Source organism: Sphingobium sp. LSP13-1-1.1 (assembly GCF_040676415.1).
Classification (GTDB): Bacteria; Pseudomonadota; Alphaproteobacteria; order Sphingomonadales; family Sphingomonadaceae; genus Sphingobium.
On sequence record NZ_JBEGHU010000004.1, the window covers coordinates 1 to 12,530 of the forward strand.

13 protein-coding genes and 1 pseudogene are annotated in these 12,530 nt (G+C 63.0%); 3 read left to right on the plus strand and 11 right to left on the minus strand.

Annotated features, from left to right (window positions below):
* Positions 1 to 651: 651 nt before the first annotated feature.
* The 8 genes and pseudogenes from MRBLSP13_RS04135 to MRBLSP13_RS04170 all read right to left on the minus strand — a co-directional run bounded on the left by MRBLSP13_RS04135 (position 652) and on the right by MRBLSP13_RS04170 (position 7,495).
* Positions 652 to 1,093: pseudogene (locus MRBLSP13_RS04135) on the minus strand (DDE-type integrase/transposase/recombinase).
* A 247-nt stretch (positions 1,094 to 1,340) separates the two neighbouring features.
* Positions 1,341 to 1,478, minus strand: coding sequence for a hypothetical protein (locus tag MRBLSP13_RS04140; protein ID WP_363752887.1), 138 nt, complete (start codon positions 1,476 to 1,478; stop codon positions 1,341 to 1,343).
* Positions 1,479 to 1,487: 9 nt separating this feature from the next.
* Positions 1,488 to 2,591: an NAD-dependent epimerase/dehydratase family protein gene (locus MRBLSP13_RS04145; RefSeq protein ID WP_363752890.1), complete on the minus strand. Its 1,104-nt coding sequence runs from the start codon at positions 2,589 to 2,591 to the stop codon at positions 1,488 to 1,490.
* 44 nt (positions 2,592 to 2,635) lie between these two features.
* Positions 2,636 to 3,415 carry an SDR family NAD(P)-dependent oxidoreductase gene (locus MRBLSP13_RS04150; protein ID WP_363752893.1) on the minus strand — a complete coding sequence of 260 codons (780 nt, stop codon included), beginning with the start codon at positions 3,413 to 3,415 and terminating at the stop codon, positions 2,636 to 2,638.
* Between the two features lie 25 nt (positions 3,416 to 3,440).
* The gene (locus tag MRBLSP13_RS04155) at positions 3,441 to 4,220 is read right to left on the minus strand and encodes an SDR family NAD(P)-dependent oxidoreductase (RefSeq protein WP_363740033.1); all 780 of its coding nucleotides are present in this window, start codon (positions 4,218 to 4,220) and stop codon (positions 3,441 to 3,443) included.
* Between the two features lie 31 nt (positions 4,221 to 4,251).
* A complete protein-coding gene (locus MRBLSP13_RS04160; protein WP_363752896.1) occupies positions 4,252 to 5,043 on the minus strand; it encodes an SDR family NAD(P)-dependent oxidoreductase in 792 nt (263 codons plus the stop codon).
* Between the two features lie 69 nt (positions 5,044 to 5,112).
* Positions 5,113 to 6,273 carry a sulfotransferase family protein gene (locus MRBLSP13_RS04165; RefSeq protein ID WP_133653885.1) on the minus strand — a complete coding sequence of 387 codons (1,161 nt, stop codon included), beginning with the start codon at positions 6,271 to 6,273 and terminating at the stop codon, positions 5,113 to 5,115.
* Positions 6,274 to 6,286: 13 nt separating this feature from the next.
* Positions 6,287 to 7,495 carry a DUF1214 domain-containing protein gene (locus MRBLSP13_RS04170; RefSeq protein WP_363752899.1) on the minus strand — a complete coding sequence of 403 codons (1,209 nt, stop codon included), beginning with the start codon at positions 7,493 to 7,495 and terminating at the stop codon, positions 6,287 to 6,289.
* A gap of 30 nt (positions 7,496 to 7,525) precedes the next feature.
* On the opposite strand from MRBLSP13_RS04170, the gene MRBLSP13_RS04175 reads away from it, so the two are divergent.
* From MRBLSP13_RS04175 to MRBLSP13_RS04185, 3 genes are all read left to right on the plus strand, one after another.
* On the plus strand, positions 7,526 to 8,719 hold the full coding sequence (locus MRBLSP13_RS04175) for a helix-turn-helix transcriptional regulator (protein WP_363752902.1): 1,194 nt from the start codon (positions 7,526 to 7,528) through the stop codon (positions 8,717 to 8,719).
* Between the two features lie 90 nt (positions 8,720 to 8,809).
* Positions 8,810 to 9,313 carry an SRPBCC domain-containing protein gene (locus tag MRBLSP13_RS04180; RefSeq protein WP_363752905.1) on the plus strand — a complete coding sequence of 168 codons (504 nt, stop codon included), beginning with the start codon at positions 8,810 to 8,812 and terminating at the stop codon, positions 9,311 to 9,313.
* A 232-nt stretch (positions 9,314 to 9,545) separates the two neighbouring features.
* Entirely contained in the window at positions 9,546 to 9,992 is a 447-nt protein-coding gene (locus MRBLSP13_RS04185) for a nuclear transport factor 2 family protein (protein WP_363740027.1), read from the plus strand.
* Between the two features lie 157 nt (positions 9,993 to 10,149).
* On the opposite strand, the gene MRBLSP13_RS04190 is transcribed toward MRBLSP13_RS04185, so the two are convergent.
* The 3 genes from MRBLSP13_RS04190 to MRBLSP13_RS04200 all read right to left on the minus strand — a co-directional run bounded on the left by MRBLSP13_RS04190 (position 10,150) and on the right by MRBLSP13_RS04200 (position 12,528).
* On the minus strand, positions 10,150 to 10,482 hold the full coding sequence (locus tag MRBLSP13_RS04190; protein WP_363752908.1) for a DDE-type integrase/transposase/recombinase: 333 nt from the start codon (positions 10,480 to 10,482) through the stop codon (positions 10,150 to 10,152).
* A 153-nt stretch (positions 10,483 to 10,635) separates the two neighbouring features.
* Positions 10,636 to 11,844 carry a 3-oxoadipyl-CoA thiolase gene (gene pcaF, locus MRBLSP13_RS04195; RefSeq protein ID WP_363740025.1) on the minus strand — a complete coding sequence of 403 codons (1,209 nt, stop codon included), beginning with the start codon at positions 11,842 to 11,844 and terminating at the stop codon, positions 10,636 to 10,638.
* A 27-nt stretch (positions 11,845 to 11,871) separates the two neighbouring features.
* Positions 11,872 to 12,528, minus strand: coding sequence for a 3-oxoacid CoA-transferase subunit B (locus MRBLSP13_RS04200; RefSeq protein WP_363752911.1), 657 nt, complete (start codon positions 12,526 to 12,528; stop codon positions 11,872 to 11,874).
* Between the last annotated feature and the right edge of the window lie 2 nt (positions 12,529 to 12,530).

Consider the following 12,530-nt stretch of genomic DNA (forward strand, 5'->3'; position numbering starts at 1 on the left):
CTTGCTCGCACCCATCGGCAACATCCCGCCTGCCGAAGCCGAGGAGCTCTACTACGCCATGCTGGACGACACACCCATGGCAGCATAATTTAAGCCAAATGGCCTCCGGCAATCCCGGGGCGGTTCAGTCAGCGGCCTAGAGAGATAATTTCGTATCGGCAGTCTCATGCCTGCGATGCTCCGGGCGATTGAAACGTCAGCTTAGGATAGCAATGCCCAAACGGCGGTATGTCCACAACTGGTCGACGGCCGACCGGCGGCTATTGCCCGCCTACCATAGTGCCGGGCCATGACAGCGGAAGGGCAGCTTTCTGCTTATGTCCGCCAATAACCGGACCGTCTCAAATCGGCCAATTCCAGTCGAACAATAGTATCTGGACAGATCCAAGATCATCCGTCACCATGCTATTAAGCTGGTGGTTTTATGACCAGCAGAGGAGTCCGTGGGAACGGATGTGGTAAAGTTGCAGTTGAAGTGTGCAGAAGGCTGGAATTTATACTGTTTCGATGACGGTTATTAATCCCTCCCTCTCCGCCAACTCCTTTTCTACTAAGTTGATGATTTTCTTGGAGAAATCTATCAGCGGGGTGCTGTCAGACAAAGGCGAACTGCTCTCCACGCGATGCACTTTGGATCGCGAGGGTAGGGGATCAGCTCATGAGAGAATACCACTCAGCAAAGGCAGCTGAGCGTCTTTCCTTATAGGTCTGGCGATCGACGAGGTGGCGTTCCAGTGCGAAGTGGTTGTGGACGTTGGCGTGTACGGATGCGAATTTCTGTAACGACCTGATTTGTCGGAAGCGCAGCATAGCTCTCCAGGATCTCGCCTTCCTGATCGACGGCGTGCCATAGATAAACCATTTCGCCATTCACCTTGACGTACATTTCGTCGAGGTGCCAGCGCCAGTGGCGAAATCCCCGCATGCGGCTGATCCGCTGCCGGCGAATGTCGCCTGCGAACAGCGGGCAGAACCTGTTCCATCAGTAGCGCACCGTCTCGTGGCTGATGTCGATACCGCGCTCGAAGAGCAGGTCTTCCACGTTCCTGAGGCTGAGCGGGAAGCGCACGTACATCATCACCGCCAGCCGCATCACCTCGCGCGACGAGTTGAAGTAGCGGACGGATTGTCAGGCTTGGAGCGGCTCATGCCCTACTTTAGCAGCGCCCAGAGCAACGCGCCATTTTGCTCTGACAGAGCCCTCCGGCGTAATCGCGTGGACTCGCCCTGCCAATATGTCCGAGAACCAGAAGAGCCTATCGCGCCAGCGCGGTCCGTCTGGAAACATCAGGCCGCTCATGCCGCGGATCGATTCGAAATCCATATGCGGCTCTCCGTTCCTAACGAAGCCCCAGCCGCACGGCCACGAAGCGCCTGACCTCGTCCAAACCACGTTGAAACAGCGCAATGTCGTCGGCTACCAGCCCATTGGGCGGCAGATGGGCCGGATGGACCATAATATTGGTACGTATCAGCATGATCCCGCGTCAGGCGACGGCCGGGATGATCTTGAGCTGCTGGAACCGGCGCGTATATTTCCGGAACATCTCCGCCGTATCCATGCAGTCGTGAAAGCCCGCCTGACGGATCTTGATAGTGCTGGAGAGGCCGTAACGGACGACATGGGCGGGATCGAGCGGATAGGACCAGCCGCCCCCCACCGCAAGCGATTCGCCCAGCAACGCGTCCAGATCCTCAGGCGCTTTCAACCCGTATTTGCGCACCATGCCGGGCCAGAGATGCGCCAGGGCGCGAACCTCCTCCGCAATGTCGAACGGCTGGGGCGCGGCCAGCTCCATGGCCAGTTCCTCCGCCACGATGGGAAATGCGTCGTGCAGCGAAAAGACGTCGCCGTTGACGAGGTTGAACGCCTCGTTGCGCGCATTCTCCGCCCCGGCCGCCCAGTCGAGCCCCTGCGCGAGAAGGTCGGCGTCGGCGATATCGGTTATCATGCTGGCCCCATCCGGCACGAGGAGGGGCAGCCCCGCCTCCTTGCGGAGCGCCGCGAACAGGGCGAGCACCAGGAAGGTGTTCATGTTCGCGCCCACCGCCTCACCGACGATCATGCCCGGCCGGATAATCGTCCACGCCCAGGACGCGCCCCGCTGCTTCGCCCGGATATAGTCCTCATGTTGATGATAGAAATTTTCTTGGTCTATGCGCGGGAGTGATTCCTTGTAGGGCATGGGCGGCGTGCGCTCGATGAGATGCGAGCCATAGGCCTTGAAGCCATGGACGAGCCCGATGTGGCGAAAGCCGTGCGCGGTGGACAGGATCGGATCGACCACGTTGCGCAGCATCGCCATGTTCCTGGCGTACTGCTCGGGGTCGCGCCATCCGGCGATCATGTTCCCTTGCTGCTCGTTGACGGCACAATAAGCGATATGGGTCACGCCCGGCATCGCGGCGAAGATCTCGGCGCATTTCTCACCGTCCAGCAGGTCGAGCGGGATATGCTCGACATGGTCGGGACAGAATAGCGGCCGCCGCCGCGAAACGGCCGTGACCTTCCAGCCGGGCTTGGCGGCAAAATGCTTGAGCGCCGCCGAACCGGCCAGACCCGATGCACCGATGATGAGGATTTCAGGCATCCGCTATACTCGCGAGCGAAAGCCGTTCCCGCGGCGATCCGTCGTCAGCCATGATAGCCTCCGTCAACCCGCACGACCTCCGCGTTCATATACGCGCCGTCCTCGGACGCGATCATCGCGATGATGCTGGCGATATTCTCCGGCGAACCATAGATCCCATCCGGCCGCGACAGATGCGCGAAGAGCGACATGTCCGCGCCCTCCGGAAACCCGCCGGCTCCCATGGCGTCGGTCATCGGGGTGGCGATCCCGCCGGGCGCGACCGCGTTTACGCGCACGCCGCGCTTGATATACTCCCAGCCCAACGTGTGAGTCAGCGCGGCCACCCCGCCCTTGCTGGCGGCATAGGCCGCCATGTAGGGATGGCCGAAATAAGCCGAGGTGGAAGCGGTATTCACGATGTTGCCCTTCGATTCGAGGAGATAGGGTAGCGCCTCGCGGCAGCACAGAAAGGTGCCGACCAGATTGATCTGGAGGATGCGGACGAAGTCCTCCAACGTCTCCTCCACGCTGTGCACCGCGCGCAGCACGCCGGCGACATTGATCAGCACGTCGAGCTTGCCCTGGCGTTCCGCGAACCCGGCGAAAGCGCTTTTGATCGCCGCCTCGTCGGTGATCGATGCCACTACGGTCTCCACCCGGCCTGCCTGACCCGCCGCGCTACGTGCCTGATCGGCTGATTCGGCCAGCGCGTCCACGTTGACGTCCACCGCGAGGAGGGTCGCGCCCTCGCTCGCCAGCCGGGCGAGCGTCGCCCGTCCGATGCCGGTGGCGGCGCCGGTGACGATCGCCACCTTGTCCACGAACCTTGCTGCGCTGCTCATCAACTTCCCTCCATCGTCCTCTGCGTCATTCTTCGGGCGCGACGCTGAACCCCACTGTCTGCCCGCCGTCCGCGAGCACGACCGAACCGGTCATGAAGCTGGCCGCATCCGACAGCAGGAAGCAGGCGACCTCCGCGATTTCGCTCGGGTCAGCCATCCGCTGCAACGGCACCTTCTTGGTGATGAAGGATTCCAGCGAGGGATCGCGCTCGATGGCGACGGCGGCGATCTCGGTTTTCACGCCGCCAGGGCACAGGCAGTTTATCCGGATGCCCTCCCTCGCATATTCGAGCGCCGCCGACTTGGTCAGACCGACGATCGCATGCTTGGTCGCCGCGTAGACCGCGAGATAGCCCGACCCCGCGATGCTGGCGGTGGAGCCGGTGTTCAAGATTACGCCCTTGCGGGCCGGCCGCATGAGGCGCAGCTCGTGCCGCATGCATTCGACCGTGCCATAGAGGTTGGTCTCGATCAGCGAGCGGACCTCCGCATCGGTCGTGTCGCTCAACGCCTTGAAGTCGTTGGTGATGCCGGCGTTGTTGAAGGCCGCATCCAGCCTTCCGAACGACGACTGGATACGGTCGAAGCCGGCGGCGACGCTGGCGGCGTCGGCGACATCCATCTGGACGAACGTAGCCTCACCGCCCGCGCTGCGGATATGATCGACGGTGCCCTCGGACTGCGCCGCCCGGCGCGCGGCGACCAGGACGTGCGCACCCCGGTCGCCAAGCATGATCGCCGCGGCCTTGCCGATGCCGGAGCTTGCGCCCGTGACCAGCACGACCTTTCCGTCGAACCTGTTCATCCGTCCTCTCCCACTTAGACCTTCGGCCGGTTCAGCCCACAGACGGGTAGGACACGGCCGAGACAATGCTGATGCATGATGCGGTAAAGCCGCCCTCGACGGGGAGGACCGACCCGGTGACGTAGCTCGATTCATCAGAGCACAGCCAGACGGTGGCGGCCGCGATCTCCTCCTCCCTGCCGAAACGTTTCATGGCGATTGCTTCGCGCATCGGGCTCAGCACCGATTCGTCGTTGTTGGTCAGCATCGGCGTGGCGATCGCCCCGGGGGCCACGCTGTTCACGCGAATGCCCTTGTCTGCATATTCCAGCGCCGCCGCCCGCGTCAGGCCGACCGCCGCGTGCTTTGCCGCCGAATAGGCACTGAAGAACGCGAAGCCGTTGATCGCCGATCCCGACGTCACGTTGACGATCGAGCCGCCGCCATTCTCCAGCATCGCCTGGATCTGATACTTCATCGACAGGAACACGCCGCGGGCGTTTACCGCGAAATCGTCCTCATATTCCTGCAGCGTCAGCTTGTGCATGTAATTGGGCATGTGTGCGACGCCAGCCACATTGGCGGCGAAATCGAGCCGGCCGTAGGCGGAGACCGCCGTCTCGACCATCCGGCGCGTATCCTCCTCGACCGAGACGTCGGCGAGGCAGGCGAGCGCCGTTCCCCCGGCCGCCTGGATCTCGGCGACGGTGCGGTCGATCTTGCTCTGCGTCCGGCCCACCACGACGACCTTGGCGCCGTCGCGCGCGAAGCGGAGAGCGATGCCATGACCCATGCCCTGCCCGCCACCGGTGACGAGCGCGACGCCGTCCTTCAGCTTTGCCATTTCAAATCCTCTTTCTATTTCTTGCCAGACTGGACGACCCGCCTGCTCCGGGCCAGTTGAAAATCAGGATCAGCGCTCCAGCGGAACGTCGAAAGCCTTCAGATAATCGCCGCTGATCCGGTCGATGTCGGCCTCGGTCATGCCGATGTCCGCCAGTGAATACTGATGATGCGCGCGCCCGGATCGCTCGCTCGAATCATTGGCGAGCCAGGCTTCCATCGCCGCCGCGCGGTCTTCGCTGAACTCGAGGCCGAGCCGCGAATAGATGGATCGCACAGTGCCGATCGGATCGGCCCGGAAATCCAGGAAGCGCACGTCGACGAACCGCTCCGCCATGCCGGGCCGTTGCCGGAACTCGAGCGCTTTTTCCCAGGTGTCGTCATAATCGCCGACGATGCTCTTTTCGCCCGGCGCCGCGGCGGCGAACTTGCTGTGCAGCACGGTCGCCATGTTGGCGATCGACGGATAGATCTTGGCCGTGTCGCGATGACAATGAATGAACATGGCGTCGGGGAAGACCTCGACAATCTCTTCGAGGAAGCGCACGTGCAGCGGTGTCTTCAGCACCCACCGGCGCGGCGGCAGCCCATGCTGCAGATATTTGAGGAAATCGCGCTGTTCACGATAGATCGCGCGGAAGTCCTGCTGGAACAGGATCTCCTGATAGGTCGGCAGTTCGGCAAGGGCGGTGAACGTCGCCGAGGCCAGAAGCAGCTCCCAGAAGAACAGGCATTCCTCCGCGCGGTCGGCACCCATGGGGTGGACGCCCAGCCAGTCGTCGTCGAGCAGGCCGAGGTCGCCGAGCCGTTCCTGACACTTGGTCTCACGCAGACCACGGGTGAAAGCATCGTCGGCGCGCGGAGAGGGATAGTGCATCTCGAACAGACGCGGCGCGCGGTTCAGGGGGTCGGACCCCAGCAAGTTATGGAGGAAGGTCGTGCCCGAACGCGGCAGGCCCAGGATGAAGATCGGCGCCTTGACCGTCTCGTCGCGCCATCCCGGATGGCGCTTGCGATCGGCGACATATTTGAGGCGTGAGGTCAGGATATCCATCAGGAAACGGTAGAACCGCACCTCCCCGCGCGGATGCAGGTTCGAGGGCTGGTTGAGATCATTGACGAAAGTGGTCAGCAGGCGCTCGGGCGTGCCGACATGGTCGAGCGCCCAGTCATCGAGCGCGGTTTCGATTTCGGCGGCGCGCATCAGCTCCGCTGCGCTTGGCAAGGACATGGATCGCCCCCTTTCAAATGCCGTACATGCGGCGAATGCCCGCGCCTCGCGCGGTCACGATGGCGCACCGCTCCTCGGGCGAGACCGTGGGCGAGCCGACGTGGAGACGGTTCGGCAGATCTGCGAGCTTGACCCTGGTGACGACTGGCTCGGGCACCGGATCGCACCAGACCCAGCGCGATGCGCAGACGCCCCGCAGATGACCGACCGTATCCATCCAGTTCGCGATTCCCGGGTCGCGGGCAGAGACGACGATGCGGATCTTGCCGTCCGGATCGACCCTTGTCTGCATGGCGTTCAGCGATGACTGGTTATTGAGATAATCGACCGTGTCATATTGCAGGTTGGCGAGCTGGAATGCCCAGAACGTCGAGGTCTTCGGCGGGTCGAACTCAAATACCAGCCCCTCGTCCTCGGCAATGTCGAACACCATGAAATGATAGGCGGCGTGCTGGATCCCACCCAGGTTCTGCTCCTTGCCGGTCCAGAAGACGTTGACGCCCACGTCGCCGACGATCTCGTCGTTGCGTCCGATCCAGTGCCGCGCCGATTCACGGGCGAAGTTCGTCAGCTTGCGGATGCGGGTGGCAAGGTCGCGGTTGCTGATCTGGAGGCGGGGCTTGTCGAGGCCGTCAAGACGCTCGATCTGGACCACTGCGGGTACGTCGTTCGTCCAGTCGTACATCGCGTCGCGAATAACAAGAAGCAACTGGTTCTCGCTCGGGTCAGTCTTGATCCAGTTGCCGTCATGCTGGTCGGGCGAGAGGATGATCTCGAAACTGCCGTCCGCCTCGACATGCATCTTGCCGAACTCCAGGATGGCGACCTGGCGGAACTTGGGATCGCCCCAGAACTCGCTCTGCACGTGGAGCTCGCTCCAGCGGGTGGTGCCGGTCTTGCCCGTGATCCGGTAGGTGCCCGCGCCGTCGGCAAAGGCGAACTGATAGTGGAAATCGGGGCAGCACAGGCCCCAGGTGAAGGTCATCGGGTGATGGAAGGCGTGCGTCTTGCTGAAGAAGGGGTAATCCTGCCTTGGCGCGACGAAGACGTTGAAGCCGGTGTGCTCGATCGACATGACGTGGAACATCGCCCGATCCTGCTCCTCGGGCGTGTCTGCCCATCCCGAGGCGAACCATTGGGCGCGGATGTCGGCCAGAACCTTGGTGTGCTCGTTCCACACATGTTCGTATGAATCGGCGCTGCCGGGAGTATTGTCTGCCATCGCTCTCCACTCTCTCTTGCTCGCGCGCCGATGCCCGCATTCGGTGCGGCGGCGATGCCGGATGGCGAGACGATAGCGAATCGTCTGGACAGCGGTGTCCCCATATGGGAGGTTCATCGCGTTATGAATGATGTCGCGGACCGGTTGATCGCAGCGTTGCACGACGGCCCCTTCGAAACGCCGCCCTGGACGACGTTCCTGGAGCTGCTGCGCGCGGAGCTGGACGCCGACTATTCCGGTATCATCTTTAAGCCGCCGGATCGTGGGCCGGGCGGCGTGGTGGAGCTGTTCGCAGGCGACGACGCACCGGTGGAGGTCCATCAATTCTATCGCGAAAGCTTCTACCGCTCCGACCCCGTCATGGGCGGGACCCTGCGCGAAGGGCAGGTCTACGACCTGAACGACGTTTTTGACGAGACGAACGACTATCACCGGAAATATCGCCAACAGATACTGGAGCCGCGTGGCGTCCGGCACATGAAGGTGGTGCGCGTCACCGAACCGAGCGGCGTCACCGGCTGGATGTTCATCGCGCGCCGGGACAAGCCGTTCCACCAGCGTGATGCGGAGTTGCTCGCGCGGCTTTCGGCGCATTTCCGGCGCTCGCTGCGCAACCATATCGCGCTCGAAGGCGAACTGCTCCACGCCCGCGCAGCGGACAGCATCATTGCTCGGCTGAACATCGGCTGGCTGACTCTCGATGCGACCGGCACCGTCGTCCAGACAAGCGCGCATGCCTCCGCGATCCTCGACCACAGCGCCGCGCTCAAGATCGGAAAGGACGGTCGGCTGGTCGCGATGCGCTCCTCGGCGAACGGGGTGCTACAATCGGCCATCGCCGCCATCTCGGCCGAGGGATCGGCCCGGCCTCAGGCGATCTGTGTGTCGGACGATCCCTGGCTCAACATGATGCTGACGCCCTTTGCTGGCGTGCCGGCATCGCCCGACAGGACGTCGGTCATGATCGCTTTCCTGCAGGGCGAAACGCGATTCGGCGCGCGCAGGCACGAACAGATCGCCGAATTGTTCGGCCTGCTCCCCAGCGAGGCGCGGCTGGCCCTGCTCATCAGCCAGGGCGCATCGCTGGCGGAAGCGGCCGACAAGCTGGCGATCACGCTGGAGACGGCGCGGAGCTATTCCAAGAGAATCTATGCGAAGATGGGCGTGCGCGGTCAGGCCGACCTAGTGCGGTCGATCCTGACCAGCGTTCTGACGCTCGCCTGATCGCGCCCCGTGCCACCCGATTGATAAGCGCGCGGCGCCTGCTACTGTCGGCGTTATATTGGGAGCGATCCGCTAGCAGGAGAGTGAGCCATGACGTTTGATCCCTTCACGCAATATGACCGCCGCACGCTCGTGGCTTCCGACCCCGTCGAGATCGATGCGCCGGCCGCCATCGTTTGGGAGATCCTGACCGACCTGCCGCGCTACGGCGAATGGAACCCCTATTGCGTGCGCGCCGAATCGACGCTGGAAATGGGCGCGCCGGTGAACATGATGCTGGTCGACTATACCGGCTCCGGCTCGCTCATTCCCTGGTGCGAATATCTCTGCGCGTTCGAGCCCGAGCGCCTGCTGTCCTGGGAGCTGCCCGGTACCCCCGAATTCCCTTATGAGGCCCGGCGGGATCAGGTCATCACTCCGCTCGGTCCCTATTGTTGCCGCTATCTGTCCACCGACGCCTTTTTCGGCGAGAACGCGATCCATGTGATGAACTTCACGCAGGGCTGGGTGAAGCGCGCGTTCGACGACACCGCGCGGGCGCTAAAGCGCCGGGCCGAGGCGATGCACCAGGCGCGCACGACGGTCGCCGCCTGAAGTCAGGGCAGCCGCGCGACGGGTCTCGCGCACGATCCGCGCCATCGGGATTGCGCTGCTTGGGGTGAGGACCTCGCCGATCGCCTCTTGCCTGTCATCCAGGGTGTCGTCCGATTGATTATGAGCGCTGGTATCGCTTCGAAGCGCGCGATGGTACTGTTGCGGCACAGATGCAGCGTTCGCGGAGCTGTGCCGCATGATATGACAAGCGAAGAGGATAGGACCCGAGGCGATGATGACACTGCAGGAGATTTCCGACCGGCTTGAGCTCGAAAAGCTCACCCATGATTATTCCCATGCCATCGACACCCGGGATTTTGATCTCCTCAACGATGTGTTCACGCCCGACGCCTTCGTCGACTACAGCGCGTTCGGTGCCCCGGCGGGCGATTTTCCCTATGTGCGGGACTGGCTGAAGACAGGCATGAATGCATTCGGCGGATCCCACCACATGGTCACCAATCACCGCTTCGTGATCGAGGGCGACCACGCGACCGGGCGGGTGATGTGCTTCAATCCGATGGAAAGCCTCGATGAGAGCGGAACCCGTCCCGTCATGGTCTTCGGCCTCTTCTACATCGACGAATATGTGCGCACGCCTGCGGGCTGGCGAATCAAGTCGCGCGTCGAGGAAGCGACCTACACCCAGAATGTTCCCAAGGGCGCGCTGCCGGACTGATCCGGCGGGGCAGAGAGTGCGAACGACGGAGGAGTCGTCCGGCTCGCGAGCGAGACGATGCGATTTCAAGAGCACTTCTCGAAAAGTGGGAACGGTGCTGTCAGACAAAGGCGAACCGCTCTCCACACGATGCACTTCGGGCTTAGAACGGAGAAACTCAGCTCGCGAGAGACTGCCACTGGGCCAAGGCGGCCGAGCGTCTTTGCTTGTAAATCTCTCGATCGACGAGATGGCGCTCCAGGGCGAAGTGATTGTGAAAGTGGGCGTGGACGGATGCGAATTTCTGCAGGGATCGCATCGGTCGGAACCTGAGCATAGCCCGCTCCCGTCGTCGGAAGGAGAGATGGCTGTTTTCAACCCGATTGTTCAGCCACTGCCCCATTTCCTGCTGCAGCGACAGCGGGAAACGGACATACATCATCACCACCAACCGGATCACCTCCGGGGAGGAGTTGAAATACCGAAACGGACTAATGGCGGGCTTGGTCATGACCCACCATTTACCGAACCCCGGTTTGCTTTGACAGCACCGTTCAAGCAGCCGGAAAAGTTCGATCACTGGCGGATTGGATCGAGGACAACTTGATATCGATTGTCGATTATCGCAAATCCCGCGCGAGCGATTTGGTGTGAATGACTTAGCTCAGACACGCTCCACCGCCAACGCCAGACCCATGCCGACACCAATGCACAAAGTGGCGATGCCGCGCTTGCCGCCGGTCTTTTCCAGTTGATGCACTAGAGTCATGGCGATGCGCGCGCCCGACATGCCGAGCGGGTGGCCGAGTGCGATCGCTCCGCCATTGGGGTTCACATGCGCAGCGTCGTCGGGCAGGCCGAGGCCCCGCATCACGGCGATGCCCTGGCTGGCAAAGGCTTCGTTGAGTTCGATCGCGTCGAAATCATCGATGGTCAAGCCGAGGCGCGTCAGCAGCTTTTGCGTGGCGGGCAGGGGGCCGATGCCCATCACGCGCGGCTCAACGCCGATCGACGCCATGCCCAGGATGCGCGCGCGCGGGGTCAGGCCGTTGGCATTCGCCGCCGCCTCGCTGGCGATGATCATCGCGGCCGCGCCGTCATTGATGCCCGACGCATTTCCCGCCGTTACAGTGCCGTCGGGCCCGAACAGGGGCTTGAGCTTAGCCAGCGTCTCGATCGTGGTGTCGGCGCGTGGATGTTCGTCAACGCTGATCTCCATCGTCTCGCCACGTTTCTTGCCCGGCACAGTGACGGGGATGATCTCCTCCGCGAAGAAGCCGCTTTCCTGGGCGGCGGCGGCGCGCTGCTGGCTGCGCAGGGCGAAGGCGTCCTGATCCTCGCGGCTGACGCCATAGTCGACGGCCACATTCTCGCCCGTGCGCGGCATGGTCTCCGTGCCGTAGAGCGCGTCGAGCGCAGGGTTGACGAAGCGCCAGCCCATGGTCGTGTCCTCGATCTTCTGGTTGCGGCCGAACGCGCCGTCCGACTTGCCCATCACGAAAGGCGCGCGGGTCATGCTTTCCACGCCGCCGGCGATGGCAAGCGCCATCTCGTCGGACCGGATCGCCCGCGCCGCCGCACCCACGGCCTCCAGACCTGATGCACAGAGCCGGTTTAGCGTGACGCCCGGCACCGTGTGCGGCACGCCCGCCAGCAGCAGGCTCATGCGCGCGACGTTGCGATTATCCTCGCCCGACTGGTTGGCGCAGCCGTAGAAGACTTCCTCGACCGCAGCGGGATCAAGGCCGGCGTTGCGTTCCAGCAGCGCCTTCATGGGCAGCGCTCCCAGATCGTCGGCGCGAACCTTGGAAAGGCCGCCGGCATAGCGGCCTATGGGGGTACGAACGGCGTCGCAGATAAAAGCATCGGTCATCGAAAATCCTCTCGATATTATACGGCTTCAGGCGGCTTGCGACTGTACGGCCATTTCCAGCTTCACGCCGGTCAGCCTGCGCAGTTCATCGAGCGTCAGCCCCTCGACGATCTCCAGCACCTGCGCGCCCTGCGGCCCGACATCGAATACGCCCAGATCGGTGTAGACGCGCGACACGCAGGCGAGGCCGGTCAGCGGATAGGTGCAGGCGTCCACCAGCTTGCTCTCCCCCTGCTTGGTCAGCAAGTCCATCATCACGAAGGTCTTCTTTGCGCCGATGGCCAGGTCCATCGCACCGCCCACGGCGGGGATCGCGCCCGGCTCGCCCGTGTGCCAGTTGGCGAGATCGCCGTTCACCGCCACCTGAAACGCGCCCAACACGCAGATGTCCAGATGGCCGCCACGCATCATCGCGAAGCTGTCGGCATGATGGAAGAAGCAGCCGCCGGTCAGCAGCGTCACCGCCTGCTTGCCCGCGTTGATCAGTTCCCAATCCTCTTCGCCCGCCGCCGGGGCCGGTCCCATGCCGAGCAGGCCGTTTTCGCTCTGGAGGAAGATTTCGCGCTCTTGCGGCAGATAGTTCGCGACCTTGGTCGGCAGGCCGATGCCAAGGTTCACATAGGCGCCTTCGGGAATGTCGCGGGCGACGCGGGCGGCCATCTGGTCGCGGGTCATGCGGTTCATGG